Consider the following 17,217-nt stretch of genomic DNA (forward strand, 5'->3'; position numbering starts at 1 on the left):
ATGCAGTGGTTAGCAATTGCAGCAGGTGGCGCACTCGGATCTGTACTCAGATTCGCGGCAGTCAGCTATCTAACTCCACTGCTGGGTATTCGCTTTCCGTTAGGCACATTTATCGTGAATATTCTCGGGTCGTTTTTAATCGGTGTCGCTTATGTGCTGCTGGTTGAGAAAACGGCTTTATCTACTGAGTGGCGCTTGTTTTTTATCACCGGTGTCTTGGGTGGTTTCACAACCTTCTCCGCGTTTTCGCTGGAAATATTGCAGTTGTGGCAGAGCGGTTATGTATTGAATGCGCTTATTTATGCAAGCAGTTCGGTAATTGTAGGATTGTTAATGGCATTTTCTGGAATGGCGTTAACCCAAAAATTTTTTTAATACTTTTAACTTCATATAGATAATTACTCATCATGTTAGATTCAAAATTACTTCGTACCGCTACCGAAGAAGTAGCACAGGGTTTGGCAAAACGCGGCTACCAACTGGATGTTGCCAAAATTCAAGCCTTAGAAGAAAAACGCAAAGAGATTCAGGTAAAAACTGAAAACCTGCAAGCCGAGCGCAACTCCATTTCCAAAGGTATCGGCAAAGCCAAACAAGCCGGTGAAGATGTCGCGCCTATGATGCAAGCGGTGGAAAACATCAAGCAACAATTGGTCGGTGCAGAAGCAGAGTTAGCAACCATTCAAGCTGAATGGGATGAGTTTGTTAAAGCAATCCCCAACGTGCCTGCTAATGAAGTGCCTGAAGGTAAAAGCGATGAAGACAACGTAGAAGTGCGCCGCTGGGGCATGCCGCGCAGTTTTCATTTCCCTATTAAGGATCATGTTGATCTGGGTGCTGAACTGGGCGGTTTGGATTTTGAAGTCGCCACCAAAATCACCGGTACCCGCTTTGCGGTATTGCGTGGCGGCGTAGCGCGTCTGCATCGTGCGCTCGCACAATTTATGCTGGACACCCACATCAACCAACACGGTTACGAAGAAGTGAACGTGCCTTTTATCGTGAACCGCGATTCATTATTCGGCACCGGCCAGCTACCTAAATTTGAAGAAGATTTATTCAAATTAACCGACGACCGCGAATTTTATTTGATCCCTACCGCTGAAGTACCGGTGACCAATATTTATCGCGATGAAATTGTCGATGAAACCCAACTGCCGATTAAATTAGTGTGCCATTCACCTTGCTTCCGCTCCGAAGCAGGCAGCTACGGTCGCGATACTCGCGGCATGATTCGCCAGCATCAATTTGAAAAAGTCGAGTTGGTAAAATTTGTACGCCCGGAAGAATCAGATGCGGCACTTGAAGCGCTGGTTGGTCACGCTGAAACTATTTTGCAAAAACTCGGCTTGCCACACCGCACAGTGATTTTGTGCGGTGGCGATATTGGTTTCTCATCCGCCAAAACGTACGACATCGAAGTCTGGGTACCATCGCAAGATAAATACCGCGAAATTTCCTCTTGCAGCAGCTTCCGCGACTTCCAGGCCCGCCGCATGATGGCGCGCTACCGCAACAAAGAAACCGGCAAACCCGAATTGCTACACACCCTTAACGGTTCCGGCTTGGCGATTGGCCGCACTCTGCTGGCAGTGTTGGAAAACTACCAACAAGAAGACGGTAGCGTCATTATTCCTGAAGTGTTGCGCCCTTATATGGGTGGCACTGAAGTGTTGGTGCCAGTTAAAAAGTAATTGCACTATTCACTCATGTGGAATTGTAGGGTGGGTGGAGCGCAAGCGATACCCACAACAATGAAGATGGTGGTGATCATGGATGCGTTGGTGTTGTTTATAGAAAAACTTTTTAATTTATTCGGGTTCGCTTATTTTGACTCATTAATTAATAAGTGGAGAATGCTGTCGGAAGCAAAAAAGATCAAGGATATGGAGCAAGGTGTTATAAGTCGGTTGAATACACAATTTGTAGTGGCATGTAAAATTATTTATGGAAAAGTGCCCTATGACACTCCCGCATCCAATAGAAAACAATTGGATTTAGTTGATTTTTTTACTTACGCAGAAAAAGCGAAACCAAGATTAAATGCTGACTTACGGTCAGCTATTAAAGCGTTAGAGAGTACTGCAGCAGAATTTTTTGATGCATACAACCGTTTGGATTTAGAGCTTCGAGGGAATGATATTCGCATGGACCCATTTTATTATTTGCGTGTTTTGGATGCCTCTATGAAAATTTGGTATCAGCTATCTCGCATTACTGGAGATGAGTTTCAGTACACTCCACCGCAGAGCTTCAATTCAGCCAATGACTACATTATATCTCTTCGCAGTTATTTCAATGTAAATCCCAATTTCAAACAGAATGCTGGTGTTGAATAGCGCTGCCTATAAATTGTTTCTATTTAACTCCTAGTTGTTTCTTCGATTCCTATTGCGATATTATGTACGGAAATCCCGTACATTTAGGTGCTTTATGGAAACGGTAAGCGTCAATCGCTTTCGCGATAATTTGAAAGTGCTGGTTGAGGATGTTATCCACAATCATGAGCCTTTGAAGGTCACTCGCCGTGCCGGTGAAGACTTTGTGGTCGTTAGCGCTGCAGACTGGGAGAGGGAGCAGGAAACCCTGCATGTTTTGCAGTCCAGTGACTTGATGCGGCAGATAGCCGTTTCGCTGAAAACCCACAGCCAAAGCTCCGGTTACCAACCCACGGAAGGGGAACTCAATGAAATCACTGGTGTTTGAGGGCGAAACCTGGGCGGCTTATGAAAATATGCGCGAGCGCGACAAAGCACTGCATAAAGCCCTGTGTAAAGTGTTGAAGGAGTTATTGCGCTCTAAAGATCCAACCAAAGGAATTGGTAAGCCTGAAGCGCTCAAGCACAATCTCTCTGGTTTTTGGTCGCGACGTATTTCTCACAAAGACCGCCTCATTTATAAGTTTGATGACCACTCGATTTATGTTTTCGCCATCGGTGGTCATTACGATCAGTAGATACCTCTATGGATTATTTCCCTGTCTTTCTCGATTTAAAAAACCGCCTCTGCTTGTTGGTGGGCGGAGGTGAAGTGGCAACTCGCAAAGGGCGTATGCTTGCTAAAGCGGGCGCGCGTTTGCGTATTGTGGCACCGGAGATTTCTGCTGAGCTGCGCAGTTTGGTGGCGGAGAATAATGGCGAGCTGCATGAGCGCGAATATCACACCAGTGATTTGAAAGGTTGTGTGTTGGCGATTGCGGCAACGGATATTGAAGCCTTGAATGAAAAAATTTCTGCGGATGCCCAAGCCCTGAATTTGCCGGTAAATGTGGTAGATACACCGGCGCTTTGCACTTACATCACCCCTGCAATTATCGATCGCTCGCCGCTGGTGATTGCGGTGTCCAGTGGTGGTGAAGCGCCAGTTCTTGCGCGTTTGGTGCGTGCAAAATTGGAGGCCTTAATTCCAGCGAGTTATGGAAAATTAGCGCAGTTGGCCAGTTCATGGCGTGATCGTGTGAAAGCGCGTTTTAGCGATGGCGATAGCCGCCGAAAATTTTGGGAAAAAATTCTGCAAGGCCCTGCTGCTGAATTAACGTTTAATGGGCAACAAGCGGCGGCGGATGAATTAATTGCGCGTGAATTAACGGGCGATCAAACTCAGCTGACTCAAGGTGAAGTCTATTTGGTGGGCGGCGGCCCCGGTGATCCTGAACTCTTAACCCTGCGCGCGTTGCGTTTGATGCAGCAGGCGGATGTCGTGCTCTACGACCGTTTAGTATCAGACGGTGTGATGGAATTAGTGCGCCGCGATGCCGAGCGTATTTATGTGGGCAAGCGCCGCAATGAACACACTATGCAGCAGGAAAATATTAATCAGTTGCTGGTGGATTTGGCCAAAGAGGGCAAGCGCGTATTGCGTTTAAAAGGCGGCGATCCATTTATTTTTGGTCGCGGCGGTGAAGAAATTGAATTGCTGGCGCAGAATAAAATTCCATTTCAGGTTGTGCCGGGTATTACTGCTGCATCCGGTTGTGCTGCTTATGCGGGTATTCCATTAACCCATCGCGATTATGCCCAGTCTGTGCGTTTTGTTACTGGGCATCTGAAATCAGACGATACTAATTTACAGTGGCCAGAGTTGGCGAATCCAACCCAGACACTGGTGTTTTACATGGGGCTGGTAGGGTTAAAAGAAATTTGTGAATCCCTGATTGCACATGGCCGTGCGGCCAATACTCCGGTTGCTTTGATTGAAAAAGGTACCACGCAGCAGCAGCGTGTTCTTGTATCGGATTTAACATCTATCGCTGATGTTGTTGCAGCCAATGATGTACATGCACCCACATTATTTATTGTTGGTGAAGTGGTGCAGTTGCATGAAAGTTTATGCTGGTTTACACCGCAAATAAACAACACCTGATTACTCAGGCGTTGTTTATTTTCTAGTTCTTAATCTTAAAAATTAAGTGTTCGATTTTTCCTTGGTTTTTGCCAATGAGATGAGTACCGAACTACCTATTAATGTAGCTACTACCGCCAAGGAAATTCCGACAGGAATTTTATAGATATCAATCATCATCATTTTAATACCGATAAAGACCAGCACCAGCGCTAAACCGTATTTCAGGTAACTGAATCTATCCGCCATATCCGCTAATAAAAAGTACATGGCACGCAGACCCAAAATAGCGAATATATTCGACGTTAAAATAATAAAAGGGTCAGAAGTAATCGCAAAAATAGCGGGGATTGAGTCAACGGCAAAAATCACATCCGATATTTCTACCATCACCAAGGCTAGAAACAGTGGGGTCATCATGCGTATGCCATTTTCCGTAACAAAGAAACGCTCGCCCCTGAGTTCGGTAGTGACAGGGTAGTGGTTTCTAATCCATTTGATGAGCGGGTTATTTTCCAAATGTACTTCTTTGTCGGCCATCCACCACATTTTGATACCGGTGAATAACAAAAAGGCACCGAACAAATACAGCATCCAATGGAATTGTTCAATCAGCCACACACCGGCAAAAATCATAATGGTGCGCATCACAATCGCACCCAACACACCGTAGGTGAGCACACGTTTTTGCAGTTCAAATGGGATGGCAAAAAAGTTAAATAGCATTAGCCAGACAAAAACGTTATCCACGGCGAGTGATTTTTCTACCAAATAGCCCGTCAGGTATTCCAGTACTTTGGTGTTTGCCAATTCGCGGGTGTAGTGATGATCCAGGTACCACCAAAGTCCGGCACCAAACAGCATGGCCAGTGTTATCCAAATCAACGACCAGGTACCGGCTTCTTTGAGTGAAACCCGGTGTTGTTTGCCGCCGCCCACAAACACCAGATCAATTAACAAAACAACAATCACCAGCCCAAAAAAAATCGCCCAGAGCAATGGAGTTCCAACGCTGATGTTTTGGCTGACAGGGGTGATGGTTTCTGCAGAAGCAATTGCCGGAAGTAGCAAAAGCAAGAGAGGAGTGACTAATTTACGCATGATAGCTCCGTCATTAATGGATTGAAAACGCAATGACGGAAGGAAAACGAACATAAAAGGAAGCCTTTGTCATTGCGACAAAGGTCTCGTTCACAAGGTGTTACCACTTACCTTGCCCGCGCGGCCGGAGCTAAACGACTCGTATTGACGACATGCGCGGCGGGAACTACTCCCCTTCGTTCGGCCAGTATAAAAGTTGTTATCCAAGGGTCAAGCCCATAGTGATTTCTCATGGTGAATCAGGAGAAACGATTGATATTAGCTGTCTAAAATGTGATCTGGATGTCGGAAATATGTTGAGACGGGTTTTAAGGTTAAAGCGATTGGATTTTCTGCCGATAAATTGACTGTAACGTGTGAAATCAGGTGCAACTATGGTTTATCTAGGTCCAATAAATCCCAGGCCACAGTCAGTCAAGACTCCCTTGCGGCCGTCCAGTGTTACCGCTGTGCGCGCTTATGCGAGTGATGCCCATGGTGCCGGGGTGGATGCAGCTCCTGTTGTCGGAGTTGGGCCTCCTGGTGGCGTTGAGCGACGAAAACAGGACAGACGCAGCAAATCGGGCGAGCATTTGGTGGAAACCCGTGCAGGCAAAGATCGTCGTAAAGCTTCACAGGCGAGCGTGAATATCTCTATCTAGTTTTTTCTATCTGCACTGGCACAGATTTAAATGCGGGTGTTTTGCTGCGTGGGTCATGCGTGGTGCTAATCAGCACGTTGGCTTCGGGGTAATAAGCCATCACATTACCGCGCGGCACATCAAACGCGAATACTTTTACCGCATGCATTTCACCTTGTGGCGATTTGATATTCACAGCGTCGCCAACGTGTATATCCAGATCTTCAATATCCTCTTTGTTCATCAGTATCGACCAGCGCGTATCAGTTCCCCGATATGAATCATTTTCTTCGTAAATAATCGAATTGAACTGGCCTTCGCTGCGAATACTGGCCAACAGAAACGGATACTCATCATTAATCATTGCGGCGGGTAGCGTATTGATCTGAAATTGTGCTTTACCGTTGTGAGTATTGAACACCGGGTTATCAAGCAACCGGTTGGCGATGGTAAATTCCTGTTTGGTATGCGCAATATCTTTTAATTCTGAAAGCCCCGGAATAGTTGCTGCAATCGCGGCGCGGATCGAATCATGTTGTTTGAATTTTTGGAAATCCAGTGCGCTATTAGGTAATAAGCGTTTGCCAAATTCACAGAGTATTTCCACTTCGGGTTTTACATTGTGCAAACGGTCAATACCGCCATCACTTAGTCGCACATAATTAAACATGGATTCTTGCGTGGTGGGTTGCCATTCTTCATCGCGCGCGGTGACAGGTAAAATTAATGCTTCGCTTGTCTCCATGCCGGTGACATGCCCTTGGTTTAAGGTCGTTGTTAAATAGACTTTAAATGGAACTTTATCCAATGCGGCTTGTGCCCATTGGCTATTGGGAGTGGCAGAAAATAAATTGCCGCCCATGATTAACGCGGCATCGATTTTTCCTTCATATGCTGCGCTTAAGCAGGCAAGTGTATCCATGCCGGGTGTGCGCGGCAGTTGTGCCCCGGTGTGTTGTTCCAGTTGCAATAAAACATCTTCTGCCAATACCGGTTTTACCCCCATGGTTCCTATTCCTTGCACATTGCTGTGGCCGCGCAAGGGTAATAAACCTGCCGCTGGTTTGCCCAGCATGCCGCGTAGTAACGCAAGATTGGCAATCGCCTCGACATTTTCTACGCCGTGATGGTGATGGGTAATACCCATTCCCCATGCAAAAATAGCGCGTTCAGATTTTGCGTAGGCATCGGCAAGCGAAAGTATTTTTTCTTTGCTGATATCACACAATGTAGTGATGGATTTCCATTCTGTTGTTTCTATATCTTGTTTGAATTGCAGGAAATTCTCTGTGTGCTGTGAAATAAAATGTGCATCAATTTGCTGTGTTTCCAATAGCGCTTTTGCAATTCCTTTGAATAGCGCAAGATCGCTGCCGATTTTCGGTTGCACATATTCTGATGCAATCCAGGTTCCGCCGCTCAGCATGGACTTGGCGCTTTTAGGTACAGCAAAGCGCACCAGACCCGGTTCTTTGGCGGGGTTGATGATAATCACTTGTCCGCCGCGCTCGCGACAGTTTTTTAATTGATGAACAAAACGTGGATGATTGGATGAGGGGTTGGCACCAATCACAAAAATGCAATCGCAATTGCCGACATCTTCCAATGATACTGTTGCAGTGCCAGTGCCGATCACATTGTATAAACCAACACCGGTTGCTTGATGACAATAGTAAGAACAATTATTGACGTTGTTGGTACCGTATAAGCGAGCCAATAATTGCAAAACAAAACCCGCTTCATTGGATGAGCGGCCAGACGAATAAAAAAAACTGCGCGATGGATCAGCCGCAGTAAACGCGCGAGTCATTTTATCCAGTGCAAATTCCCAGCTGACGGGAGCATATTTATTACCGTCAGCTGATTTGAACAAAGGTGTATTTAATCTGCCTAAATGTTCAATCTCATAGGCACTGAGCTGTTTAAAATCATCCAATGTGTGAGTAAATAAATCCTCTGGAATCGGCAATTGGATATCGGTTGATTGTGCCTGGATACTTTTGTTGCACACAGAGGGAAATTCATCTTTCTCGTTGGTCATGCCGCCGCGCTGGCCGCCCATCCCCAAGCCACAAGCTTTACAAGTATTTTTACTGTTGAGCGCTTTGGCTGAATTCAATAAACCGATACGAGCTACGGTTTTTAAGGTGTAAAGAACCTTTTTGGGGCCGCCACCAACAATATTGATGGGCTCTGCAGGAGTGGAGTTTTTATTGGACATGGCGTGATCAACCATTGAACAGTGAGTTGCAAGAGGTTAGGGGGGAATCCCTATGAATGCAATACGTTAAATACCCCTGTTACTGGTTGTGGCTACAAATAATTACATCCATGAAAGAAGGAACAAAATAAAATGCGCCGCCAACGGTTATGGCTATCGTTTTTTGATCCTGTTTTTGTTGAGTTTATGTGATGTTTAATTTACTGAAGATGTTGTGCCTCACGGCACTGTTGTCATTGATGGGGTGCAAGGATGTACTGAATCAGCCTTTATCGACCGTGGACAGACCAACTGATCCGGATTCTTTGGATGGGCGCTGGATGACGGAGTCCAAAGAAGAACAATTGGATATTATCAAAACCAATCAGGAGGACTGGTATCAATTTAAATGGCAGCAAAAAAATAAAGTAACGGAAGGACGGTTTGTTGTTTCTTACTTTAAGCTCAAACGTGTACTGAATATCGATCTGGCCAGTATCAAAATCAACGATAAGCCTGTGGTTGAATCATCCCAATCTGCTTTCTTGTTGGCAGCCGCTTTCTTGGATGATGAGGAATTGACCTTGATTCCTGCGGATATGGAAAAATTTGAAAAGCATTTTTCTAAATATTTTTATGCCTCTCCGATTATGGTCGGCAGCCTGTGCGTAGAAAAACACTCTGAATGTACTGAAACCTTTACATCAGGCAATGTCTTGATGTCAAAACGAATGAAAAAGTTTAACGATGAGTTTGTCAAAAAATATCGCTCTGTATTTCCAGGTAAACACAAAGTACGTTATTACCGCTCGTAGTGGTTACGTGGCTGCAAAATAAAAAGGGTTAGCGTATAAGCGCTAACCCTTTTTATTTTTAGCATGTTTTACTAGTAGATCTTCTTATTTAAGAATAGCTTCAATCTGCGCTAATTCGCTGCTACTGAAAGCAAGATTATTCAATGCCGCAACAGAGTCATCAATTTGCGCTGGGCGGCTTGCACCAATCAGGCAGGTAGTAACAGCATCATTGTGCAATGTCCAGGCGATGGCCATTTGTGCAAGCGATTGACCGCGCGCCTCTGCCAGCGCATTCAACGCTTTCACTTTTTCCAGTTTTTCGGGTGTGATGTCTTTGTTATTTAAATAAATCAATTCCGGGCGCGCAGCGCGCGAATCAGCAGGGATTCCATTGAGATATTTGTTAGTGAGCACACCTTGCGCAAGCGGTGAGAACACAATCGAACCTACACCTTCTTCTTTCAATACATCAGTCAAACCATTTTCAATCCAGCGATCAAACATATTGTAGCGCGGTTGATGGATTAACAGTGGTGTGCCCAGTTCACGCAGAATACGCGCCGCTTCTTTGGTTTGTGCGGGTTGGTAATTGGAGATTCCCACGTAAAGCGCGCGGCCGGAGCGCACAATAAAATCCAGCGCCTGCATGGTTTCTTCCAGCGGTGTTTCCGGGTCCATGCAGTGGTGATAAAAAATATCGAAATAATCAAGGCCGGTACGTTTCAAACTTTGGTCGCAACTGCTCACCAAATATTTGCGTGAACCACCAAGACCGTAAGGGCCTGGCCACATGTCGTAACCTGCTTTGCTAGAGATAATTAATTCATCGCGGTAGGGCGCGAAATCCTGTTTAAAAATTGCGCCGAAGGTGGATTCAGCAGAGCCATAATTGGGGCCGTAGTTGTTTGCCAAATCAAAATGCGTTATTCCCAAATCAAATGCACGGTGCAACATGGCGCGCGCGTTGGCTTGTGAATCGACTGCGCCGAAGTTTTGCCATAAACCCAATGACAAGCGCGACAAACGCAGCCCGCTTTTGCCGCAGCGTTGGTATTTCATGGTTTTATAGCGGTCAGGGTGTGCAACGTAAATCGGGTTGGGTTCGTGGGTAATCATTTTTTATCCTGATAGTAAAAATCTGATATTTAAATGGGATGTTAAATCGGGAGTCGCTGAAAAACGCAACATTTTACCTGAAAAGGAGGATTGTCTAACTTGGGGGAATGTAAAGAAAAGTAGCTTCGGGGAAAGGTATCCGCAGGTGATAATTGAACGGATTAGCGCATCAAAAAATCCCTGCCCGATACAGGGCAGGGATTGTGAAATTAATGTCTGTCGTGTTTCTTACCGTTGCCTTTCTCTTTGCTGCCCTTACGGTCCGATTTTTTGTGCTCGTGATCATGCTGATGTTCACGTTGGTAGTTATCGTCGTACTCCATGGATTTGATGAAATACACTGGGCGTTCGCATGCATGGTATTTGTGACAATGCTTCCCCCAGTTTTTGGCATGGCCGGGAGGTACGTGTAAATAAACAGGTTTGTACGATGCGTAACGTGAGTTTTTGGCAACCACGACAGGTTGCGGATAGTAAATATCTGGATGTGAGTCATTCCCCAGTTCCACTCTTCCGTAGACGCCGGGAGAAACTTCACCTTCCAGGATAACCTTGATGCCCAAGTCATCTGCCCAGCTAGGCATACTGGCCATTACTGTAGCGAATAAAAATAAGCTTGCGATTCGGTTGTTCATACATGCACCTCATTTGATAAACACGCGGATAGCATAGCCTTTGGTATTTCCCTATTCAGTGCGGTAGTGCATATAGTGCAAATTTGGGCGTCAATTGTGGTTAGCGGGTTGAATAACTGATCACCACCAGAATCCACATAAGCACAACACAAATATTGCCCAGCATATAAGCGCGCATGCGGTGGATGACGTTGTTTCCGTGTAAATGGATCCAGCTATGAATGATCCGCGCAACAACGAAAAGCCATGCAGTGGCCACCAATCCCAAGGTTTGCAAATCCAGGGTAATCGCCAGGGTTCCTGCAGCGTAAAACAGTACAGGTACTTCAAACAGATTGGTGTAATTGCGTGATGCCTGCGCAATGGCGTCTGGTGTTTCGCCCGTGTTTAGCCTGAATTGGCTCAGGCGTATTTCTCCGCTTTTAACTGCTTTTACACGCAAGCGAAACAGATGTATGGCAACCGCACACGTCAGCAAGACCATTGCAAACATAGGGTAAAGCATAGGATTAGTCCTTAAATCAGGGGTTTTGGGGAATACAGACTATAGCGTATCAAGTCTGTCGTCGCAGGGGACATTCCCTGATTCAGGCACTATAATGGCCGCCTTTTCGCGTCGGGAGCCGGCGTGCTTCAGTCTTTCATCCGGTTCTTACAAACCATCATAAGCCACTAACAAGGTAGATCCATGATTATCAAACCTAAAGTCCGCGGTTTCATTTGTACTAATGCGCACCCACAAGGCTGTGCTGCCAATGTTCAGGAGCAAATCGCTTTTACTAAAGCCAAAGGCCCGGTTGCTGGCGCACCGAAGAAAGTCCTGGTTTTGGGATGTTCTACCGGTTTTGGTTTGTCATCGCGTATTACCGCGGCATTTGGCGGCGGTGCAGATACTTTGGGTGTGTGCTTTGAGAAAGAGCCTAGCGAATCCAAAACCGCAACGGCTGGCTACTACAATACTTCAGCTTTTCACGATGCAGCCAAAGCGGCAGGCCTCTACGCTGAAACGATCAACGGCGATGCATTTTCGGATGCCTGTAAAGACAAGGTGATCGAAACCCTGAAAAATGGCATCGGGAAAGTAGATCTGGTGATCTATAGCCTGGCATCACCACGCCGCACTGACCCTAAAACCGGTGAAGTCTACAACTCGGTATTGAAGCCAATTGGTAAGTCGTACACCTCTAAAAACCTGAATACCGATACCTTGAAAATCTCTGATGTCACCATCGAGCCAGCATCGGATGAAGAAATTGCCAATACCGTAAAAGTGATGGGCGGCGAAGATTGGGAAATGTGGATCGATGCACTTAAGGGTGCAGATTTACTGTCTGATAATTTCCAAACCGTTGCCTACACCTATCTTGGCGATAAATTGACCTGGCCAATCTACGGCAAAGCGACCATCGGTAAAGCCAAAGAAGATTTGGATCGCGCCGCCAAAACCCTCAGTGCCAAACACGGTGGCAATGCACGTGTTGCGGTATTGAAAGCGGTGGTGACCCAGGCAAGCTCTGCTATTCCGGTCATGCCGTTGTATTTGGCCATCCTGTTTAAAGTGATGAAAGCACAGGGCACTCATGAAGGTTGTATCGAACAAATCCAACGTTTGTTCAAAGAATGTTTGTATTCCGATAATCCACGTTTGGATGATGCCAACCGCTACCGTGTAGACGAGTTGGAACTCGACTCATCGGTGCAGCGCAAAGTGGAAGAAATCTGGGATCAAGTCACCGAAGAAAACTTGTTTGAGTTGACCGATTTTGAAGGCTACAAAACCGAATTTTTGCGTTTGTTCGGTTTCGGTTTGAAGTCAGTTGATTACGATGCAGAAACGACACCGCTGGTGCAAACCAACTTTTAAGTCGTTATAAAATCCCCGCCTTGAGCGGGGATTTTTTTTGACGCTAATTTTTACTACATTTTTCCTTTTATCGATTAAGGATTGGTAATGCGTAAACGAATTGCGATTGATATGGACGAGACTATCTGCGATACCATGGCTCGTCATCTTGACTGGTACAACACCGAGTTTCAGCAAAATCTCACCAAAGCCGATTTGCGTGGCAAAAAGATTTATCACATGGTGCCCGAAGAACATCAGGCTCGCGTGCGTGCTTACCCTGACATTCCTGCATTTTTTGAAGAAATACCGCCTTATCCACATGCTATCGAGGTTATCGCTGAATTACATGAGCGTTATGATATTTTGATTGCCACGGCCGCGATGGAGCATCCAACTTCGTTTACGCCCAAGTACGAATGGCTGCGCAAATACTTACCTTTTTTATCGCCGATGAATTTTATTTTTTGCGGCAAGAAAAATGTGGTGCAAGCGGATTTTCTGATCGACGATAGCTCGCGTCATTTTGATGGATTTGTAGGGCAGGGAATTTTGTTTTCGGCTCCGCACAATCTGCTCGAACCAGCTGATGTGCGCGTAAACAATTGGCAGGAAGTGCGCGATTATTTCAGGGAATAATCGCGCCGGGTACAAGGTACGTTATTTTAAGTCTTTTAAAAAACGGTCACTGCGGGGTAAAAAGTAATTGTCGTAGTCCAATGACAATACTACCCCGCGCGAACGGCCTACAAATTCACTGCGTGGCACGAACCCAATAACGCGCGAATCCGCACTGTGGTCGCGATTATCGCCAAGCATTAAATAGTGGTCAGCAGGGACGGTAACCGCATCAAAACTGGCGAAAGATGATGTGGTTGTATCGGTTCGCAGTAAATGGGTTTTGCCCGGCAGCTGCTCCAACTGGTCGCCCAGCATCAGAGGCTGATAATTGACGGCCTCGCCGTTGATGAAAAGACGGTTGTTTTTCATGGCAACGGTATCGCCGGGTACACCAATCACACGTTTTACCAAGCGCTTGCCTGCGGCTTTGGATTCAAAAACAGCAATATCACCGCGCGCAGGATCGGCAATTTTATACAGCGAAACGGTAGTGAATGGGATGCGCAAGTCATAGGCCATCTTGTTGACACTGATCCTGTCGCCCTCAATCAAGGTGGGTTTCATAGAGCCGCTGGGCACATCATTCCAATCGGCAATTGCGCTGCGAAAGCAAAACATCAGTAACAAAAAAACGAAAAATGTACGGTTTTCTTTCCAAAAAATTTTCATCGAGCTGTTCCTTGAAAGGGGGCTTGGCGTAGCGGCCTTGAGTTGTCATTGGGTTGAACTAGGCTTGGGAATACACAAAAATGTGCAGTTGTTATGGCGCATCTTTATGACACTGGGGTCATGTGCGAGTTCACAGGTTAAGTCGATGGGTTTACTGAATAATTTGCGTGGCGTTTTGCTCACCGCCATTTTTTCGATCACTATCAGCATGGTTGCCGTGCCTGTGGTGTTTTTTGCACTGGTCAAACTATTGCTACCTGTGCCAGCGCTAAGGCGTGCTATTGACCGGCTATTGGATGCGATTTCCAACCTCTGGATTATTTTCAATACATGGCAGCAGGGCTATACCTTACCCACTCGGGTTGAGGTAGAAGGGCTAGGCGATTTGAGCCGGGATGAGTGGTATATGCTGGTTGCTAACCATCAATCCTGGACGGATATATTGGTGCTGGTGCGTGCGTTTAATGCCCGCATTCCAGGCGTGAAGTTTTTCTTCAAGCAGAGCTTACTCTGGGTGCCGGTGTTGGGTTTGGCGCTCTGGGGGCTGGACTTTCCTTACATGCGCCGTTACTCCAAAGCCAAGCTGGCGCGGCACCCAGAGCTTAAAGGAAAAGATGTTGAACAGACCCGTAAGGCCTGCGAGCGTTTCCGCCATCATCCGGTAACGATTATTAACTTTATGGAAGGCACAAGGTTTACGCCTGAAAAACATCAACAGCAGCAATCCCCCTATCGTCATTTATTGATGCCCAGAGCGGGTGGTTTGGCGTTTACCCTGGCGGCAATGGATGGCCAATTGCATCGTTTATTGGATGTCACCATTCTCTACCCGGAAGGTATTCCCACCTATTGGGATTATGCCTGTGGGCGGGTCAAGCAAATCAAGGTACATATCCGCCAGCGTCCTATCCCTGCGGAGTTAATTGGGGATTACAGCGAAGATGCGCAATTTCGCACACAGTTCCAGCAATGGGTAAATGAACTGTGGCAGCAAAAAGATGATCAGATTGAATCGATGAAAGTTGAATCCATGAAAAAGGTGCTTAAAAATTAAGCTAGGAAAGACGTCGTTGTTGACGTTATTCTAAGTATCGGAACCGCGTAGACCGCTCGTGGTTCCATCACATCACAGGAGGGCTGCATGTTTTACACACTGAGTGATCTCTTTGCCAAGCTAGGCCTGCCTAATTCTCCCGCTGCGATAGAGGCTTTTATTGAAAAGCATCGCCCGCTACCCCAAGCCGAGCCTTTGGCCGGTGCCTCCTTTTGGACTGCCGAACAAGCGGCATTCCTGCGTGAAGCCCGTCAGGATTACTCTGACTGGGCAGAAGTTGTGGATGAGTTGAACTGCTTGTTGCGCGACTAGGATCTTCCTGTCTTGATACTGACGACCGGCCTTTGCGCCGGTCGTTTTCATTTGGCAGTCAGCTTTTCTATGTTATGGTTCGGCTCTCCAAATGAAGACGTAACAGGACATATTATGCATAAATTGACGCTACTACTGACGATGACTGCTCTGGCGACTGCCAGCTATGCCGATGAAAAAAAGCAGCCTTGGGATGTCGAAGTGGATGTGGGGGCAATCGCAACCTCGGGCAACACGGAAACGACCAGCATCCAATTTAAAGTAGATGCCAAACAAAATCTGGAAAAGTGGGAAAATCAATACGTATTCAACTCGCTGTTCAAAGAGGATGAAGTCTCTCAGGATGATGGCACCAGTAACACAGAAAAAACGGCTGAAAAATATTTTGGTTCAGCAAAATTTGCTTATTTATTGGGCGTAGAAAAATCCTATCTCTTTGGTTTTGGCTCTTACACCGATGACAAGTTTGGTGCCTATCGCACCTATACGACCCTGGCGCTCGGTTATGGTGATTGGTTGTATTCGAGCCCTCGATTTAATTGGTTTGTGGAAGCGGGTCCCGGTTATTTTGAAGGCGAAAAAGTGATCGAAAGTGCGGATGAAAACCTGCCCGATACCATCAGCAACGAGAGCGGTGCAATCCTGCGTGCGGCAACTGCACTGGAGTGGAAAATCACCGACAATGCAGAATTTAAACAAACGGTCAGTGTTGAATCCGGTGCGGACAATACCCGTACCGTCAGTGAAACTTCATTGGCGACGTCTATTAACGGCAGTATGAAAATGAAAGTCGGTTTTACGGTTGCTAACGATACTGACGTAGCGCCGGGTAAAGAAAAAACTGATACGACTACCTTTATCAATCTGGTTTATTCGTTTTAACGTTTGCCCCCCCTCATTGCTCGTGTTTGCGCCTGATGGTTTTTCTGTTAGGCGCGCATTGTCCGGATCGTTATAATCACATCTACATTCAAATTTTTGTAATTACTATGGCATCAGCTCATTTTCCTACAGCACTGCTTTCACCACGCCATTGGCTGACATGGATCGGTATAGGTATTTGGTTTTTCATTGCGCAATTGCCTTATTCCTGGCAGATGTCTATGGCGCGCAGCTTGGCACCTTTGTTAAATCTGAATAAAAAGCGTGTGAATATGGCACGCATCAATTTGCAGTTATGTTTTCCGGAAAAGTCTGCAGAAGAAATTGAAACCCTGTTGAGAAAAAATATTGAATCAACCGCAATCGCCATGTTTGAAACAGGCATTGGGTTTTTCTGGGCTAAGTCCCGGTTGCGCAAATTATTTACCATCACCGGTGTTGAACATGTAGAGAAAGCAAATGCGGAAGGGCAGGGGGCCATGTTGCTCAGTTTACATTTCACGACGCTGGACATTGGCAGTGCAATGCTGGGTATTTATGTCAATTACGATGGCATGTATACCCCGCATAAAAATCCCGTCTTTGACTACGTACAAAAAGTGCGGCGCGAAGCTTATGCGCCAGGCGGGATAGCGTTTGCGCGTGACAATGTGCGCGCGATGATTTCGCAGCTGCGCAAAGGGCGCATGATTTGGTATGCGCCTGACCGTGATCTTGGGGCAAAGGTATCTGTTTTTGTTCCTTTTTTTGGCGTGCCTGCAGCCACTGTCACGGCGACCGCCCAATTTGCGCGTATGGGGCGCGCCAAAATTATTCCTTTCTCACAGTATCGCCTTGACGATAACAAAGGGTATCAAGTGGTGATCCATCCCCCGTTTGAGGATTATCCAACCGGTGATGAACTGGCAGATACTCGTCGCATTAATGAATATTTTGAGCAGGAAATTTTAAAGCACCCGGAGCAATATCTTTGGGCGCAGCCACGTTTTAAAACGCGGCCAGAAGGTGAGCCGAAAGTGTATTGAG

Annotated in this window: 20 protein-coding genes; 14 read left to right on the forward strand and 6 right to left on the reverse strand. The window is 46.3% G+C overall.

Going from position 1 to position 17,217, the window contains the following annotated elements:
- The 6 genes from crcB (at nt 1) to cysG (ending at nt 4,362) form a co-directional block, all read left to right on the forward strand.
- Nucleotides 1-375: a fluoride efflux transporter CrcB gene (gene crcB / locus VC28_RS01680; protein ID WP_049629130.1), complete on the forward strand. Its 375-nt coding sequence runs from the start codon at nt 1-3 to the stop codon at nt 373-375.
- Between the two features lie 32 nt (nt 376-407).
- A complete protein-coding gene (serS, locus tag VC28_RS01685) occupies nt 408-1,694 on the forward strand; it encodes a serine--tRNA ligase (protein WP_049629131.1) in 1,287 nt (428 codons plus the stop codon).
- 30 nt (nt 1,695-1,724) lie between these two features.
- Nucleotides 1,725-2,339: a hypothetical protein gene (locus VC28_RS01690; protein WP_156184262.1), complete on the forward strand. Its 615-nt coding sequence runs from the start codon at nt 1,725-1,727 to the stop codon at nt 2,337-2,339.
- Between the two features lie 94 nt (nt 2,340-2,433).
- Complete coding sequence (locus VC28_RS01695) at nt 2,434-2,706, forward strand: type II toxin-antitoxin system Phd/YefM family antitoxin (RefSeq protein WP_049629133.1); 273 nt, start codon at nt 2,434-2,436, stop codon at nt 2,704-2,706.
- Complete coding sequence (locus VC28_RS01700) at nt 2,687-2,956, forward strand: Txe/YoeB family addiction module toxin (protein WP_049629134.1); 270 nt, start codon at nt 2,687-2,689, stop codon at nt 2,954-2,956. The genes VC28_RS01695 and VC28_RS01700 overlap by 20 nt, the downstream gene beginning before the upstream one ends.
- An 8-nt stretch (nt 2,957-2,964) precedes the next feature.
- Nucleotides 2,965-4,362 carry a siroheme synthase CysG gene (gene cysG, locus VC28_RS01705; protein WP_049629135.1) on the forward strand — a complete coding sequence of 466 codons (1,398 nt, stop codon included), beginning with the start codon at nt 2,965-2,967 and terminating at the stop codon, nt 4,360-4,362.
- A gap of 42 nt (nt 4,363-4,404) precedes the next feature.
- Here the strand turns inward: cysG and VC28_RS01710 are convergent, their stop codons facing one another.
- Nucleotides 4,405-5,442: a TerC family protein gene (locus VC28_RS01710; RefSeq protein ID WP_082191360.1), complete on the reverse strand. Its 1,038-nt coding sequence runs from the start codon at nt 5,440-5,442 to the stop codon at nt 4,405-4,407.
- A 374-nt stretch (nt 5,443-5,816) separates the two neighbouring features.
- On the opposite strand from VC28_RS01710, the gene VC28_RS01715 reads away from it, so the two are divergent.
- Nucleotides 5,817-6,083, forward strand: a complete 267-nt coding sequence (locus tag VC28_RS01715; RefSeq protein ID WP_049629136.1) for a hypothetical protein — start codon at nt 5,817-5,819, stop codon at nt 6,081-6,083.
- Here the strand turns inward: VC28_RS01715 and VC28_RS01720 are convergent.
- Nucleotides 6,076-8,283 carry an FdhF/YdeP family oxidoreductase gene (locus VC28_RS01720; protein WP_049632084.1) on the reverse strand — a complete coding sequence of 736 codons (2,208 nt, stop codon included), beginning with the start codon at nt 8,281-8,283 and terminating at the stop codon, nt 6,076-6,078. The genes VC28_RS01715 and VC28_RS01720 overlap by 8 nt on opposite strands.
- A 191-nt stretch (nt 8,284-8,474) precedes the next feature.
- Between VC28_RS01720 and VC28_RS01725 the strand changes: the two genes are divergently transcribed.
- Nucleotides 8,475-9,077 carry a hypothetical protein gene (locus tag VC28_RS01725; protein WP_049629137.1) on the forward strand — a complete coding sequence of 201 codons (603 nt, stop codon included), beginning with the start codon at nt 8,475-8,477 and terminating at the stop codon, nt 9,075-9,077.
- 84 nt (nt 9,078-9,161) lie between these two features.
- Here VC28_RS01725 and mgrA read toward each other — a convergent pair whose 3' ends face one another.
- The 3 genes from mgrA to VC28_RS01740 form a co-directional block, all read right to left on the reverse strand.
- On the reverse strand, nt 9,162-10,175 hold the full coding sequence (gene mgrA / locus VC28_RS01730) for an L-glyceraldehyde 3-phosphate reductase (RefSeq protein ID WP_049629138.1): 1,014 nt from the start codon (nt 10,173-10,175) through the stop codon (nt 9,162-9,164).
- 209 nt (nt 10,176-10,384) lie between these two features.
- Entirely contained in the window at nt 10,385-10,810 is a 426-nt protein-coding gene (locus VC28_RS19250) for a hypothetical protein (RefSeq protein ID WP_053094141.1), read from the reverse strand.
- 100 nt (nt 10,811-10,910) lie between these two features.
- The gene (locus tag VC28_RS01740; RefSeq protein ID WP_049629139.1) at nt 10,911-11,315 is read right to left on the reverse strand and encodes an MAPEG family protein; all 405 of its coding nucleotides are present in this window, start codon (nt 11,313-11,315) and stop codon (nt 10,911-10,913) included.
- A 183-nt stretch (nt 11,316-11,498) separates the two neighbouring features.
- On the opposite strand from VC28_RS01740, the gene fabV reads away from it, so the two are divergent.
- Both fabV and VC28_RS01750 read left to right on the forward strand, forming a co-directional pair.
- A complete protein-coding gene (gene fabV, locus VC28_RS01745) occupies nt 11,499-12,674 on the forward strand; it encodes an enoyl-ACP reductase FabV (RefSeq protein WP_049629140.1) in 1,176 nt (391 codons plus the stop codon).
- An 87-nt stretch (nt 12,675-12,761) separates the two neighbouring features.
- Nucleotides 12,762-13,292 carry a 5' nucleotidase, NT5C type gene (locus VC28_RS01750; RefSeq protein ID WP_049629141.1) on the forward strand — a complete coding sequence of 177 codons (531 nt, stop codon included), beginning with the start codon at nt 12,762-12,764 and terminating at the stop codon, nt 13,290-13,292.
- A 21-nt stretch (nt 13,293-13,313) separates the two neighbouring features.
- Here the strand turns inward: VC28_RS01750 and lepB are convergent, their stop codons facing one another.
- Nucleotides 13,314-13,943, reverse strand: coding sequence for a signal peptidase I (gene lepB / locus VC28_RS01755; RefSeq protein WP_049629142.1), 630 nt, complete (start codon nt 13,941-13,943; stop codon nt 13,314-13,316).
- A 145-nt stretch (nt 13,944-14,088) separates the two neighbouring features.
- Here lepB and VC28_RS01760 point away from each other — a divergent pair, with 145 nt between their 5' ends.
- From VC28_RS01760 to lpxL, 4 genes are all read left to right on the forward strand, one after another.
- The gene (locus tag VC28_RS01760) at nt 14,089-14,997 is read left to right on the forward strand and encodes an acyltransferase (protein WP_049629143.1); all 909 of its coding nucleotides are present in this window, start codon (nt 14,089-14,091) and stop codon (nt 14,995-14,997) included.
- A gap of 87 nt (nt 14,998-15,084) precedes the next feature.
- On the forward strand, nt 15,085-15,309 hold the full coding sequence (locus VC28_RS01765; protein ID WP_049629144.1) for a DUF2789 domain-containing protein: 225 nt from the start codon (nt 15,085-15,087) through the stop codon (nt 15,307-15,309).
- Nucleotides 15,310-15,423: 114 nt separating this feature from the next.
- Complete coding sequence (locus tag VC28_RS01770) at nt 15,424-16,191, forward strand: DUF481 domain-containing protein (RefSeq protein ID WP_049629145.1); 768 nt, start codon at nt 15,424-15,426, stop codon at nt 16,189-16,191.
- A 107-nt stretch (nt 16,192-16,298) separates the two neighbouring features.
- Nucleotides 16,299-17,216, forward strand: coding sequence for an LpxL/LpxP family Kdo(2)-lipid IV(A) lauroyl/palmitoleoyl acyltransferase (gene lpxL / locus VC28_RS01775; RefSeq protein WP_049632086.1), 918 nt, complete (start codon nt 16,299-16,301; stop codon nt 17,214-17,216).
- Nucleotide 17,217: the final 1 nt, after the last annotated feature.

Origin of the sequence: Cellvibrio sp. pealriver (assembly GCF_001183545.1) — a bacterium.
Lineage (GTDB): Bacteria > Pseudomonadota > Gammaproteobacteria > Pseudomonadales > Cellvibrionaceae > Cellvibrio.

What these genes read in the sequence shown, in the direction of transcription:
- VC28_RS01720 (WP_049632084.1), bottom strand. Translation starts at nt 8,283, where the DNA reads ATGTCCAATAAAAACTCCACTCCTGCAGAGCCCATCAATATTGTTGGT.
- VC28_RS01695 (WP_049629133.1), top strand. Translation starts at nt 2,434, where the DNA reads ATGGAAACGGTAAGCGTCAATCGCTTTCGCGATAATTTGAAAGTGCTG.
- VC28_RS01710 (WP_082191360.1), bottom strand. Translation starts at nt 5,442, where the DNA reads ATGCGTAAATTAGTCACTCCTCTCTTGCTTTTGCTACTTCCGGCAATT.
- cysG (WP_049629135.1), top strand. Translation starts at nt 2,965, where the DNA reads ATGGATTATTTCCCTGTCTTTCTCGATTTAAAAAACCGCCTCTGCTTG.
- VC28_RS19250 (WP_053094141.1), bottom strand. Translation starts at nt 10,810, where the DNA reads ATGAACAACCGAATCGCAAGCTTATTTTTATTCGCTACAGTAATGGCC.
- VC28_RS01750 (WP_049629141.1), top strand. Translation starts at nt 12,762, where the DNA reads ATGCGTAAACGAATTGCGATTGATATGGACGAGACTATCTGCGATACC.
- serS (WP_049629131.1), top strand. Translation starts at nt 408, where the DNA reads ATGTTAGATTCAAAATTACTTCGTACCGCTACCGAAGAAGTAGCACAG.
- VC28_RS01725 (WP_049629137.1), top strand. Translation starts at nt 8,475, where the DNA reads ATGTTTAATTTACTGAAGATGTTGTGCCTCACGGCACTGTTGTCATTG.
- mgrA (WP_049629138.1), bottom strand. Translation starts at nt 10,175, where the DNA reads ATGATTACCCACGAACCCAACCCGATTTACGTTGCACACCCTGACCGC.
- lepB (WP_049629142.1), bottom strand. Translation starts at nt 13,943, where the DNA reads ATGAAAATTTTTTGGAAAGAAAACCGTACATTTTTCGTTTTTTTGTTA.
- VC28_RS01715 (WP_049629136.1), top strand. Translation starts at nt 5,817, where the DNA reads ATGGTTTATCTAGGTCCAATAAATCCCAGGCCACAGTCAGTCAAGACT.
- VC28_RS01760 (WP_049629143.1), top strand. Translation starts at nt 14,089, where the DNA reads ATGGGTTTACTGAATAATTTGCGTGGCGTTTTGCTCACCGCCATTTTT.
- VC28_RS01700 (WP_049629134.1), top strand. Translation starts at nt 2,687, where the DNA reads ATGAAATCACTGGTGTTTGAGGGCGAAACCTGGGCGGCTTATGAAAAT.
- fabV (WP_049629140.1), top strand. Translation starts at nt 11,499, where the DNA reads ATGATTATCAAACCTAAAGTCCGCGGTTTCATTTGTACTAATGCGCAC.
- VC28_RS01740 (WP_049629139.1), bottom strand. Translation starts at nt 11,315, where the DNA reads ATGCTTTACCCTATGTTTGCAATGGTCTTGCTGACGTGTGCGGTTGCC.
- lpxL (WP_049632086.1), top strand. Translation starts at nt 16,299, where the DNA reads ATGGCATCAGCTCATTTTCCTACAGCACTGCTTTCACCACGCCATTGG.
- crcB (WP_049629130.1), top strand. Translation starts at nt 1, where the DNA reads ATGCAGTGGTTAGCAATTGCAGCAGGTGGCGCACTCGGATCTGTACTC.
- VC28_RS01770 (WP_049629145.1), top strand. Translation starts at nt 15,424, where the DNA reads ATGCATAAATTGACGCTACTACTGACGATGACTGCTCTGGCGACTGCC.
- VC28_RS01765 (WP_049629144.1), top strand. Translation starts at nt 15,085, where the DNA reads ATGTTTTACACACTGAGTGATCTCTTTGCCAAGCTAGGCCTGCCTAAT.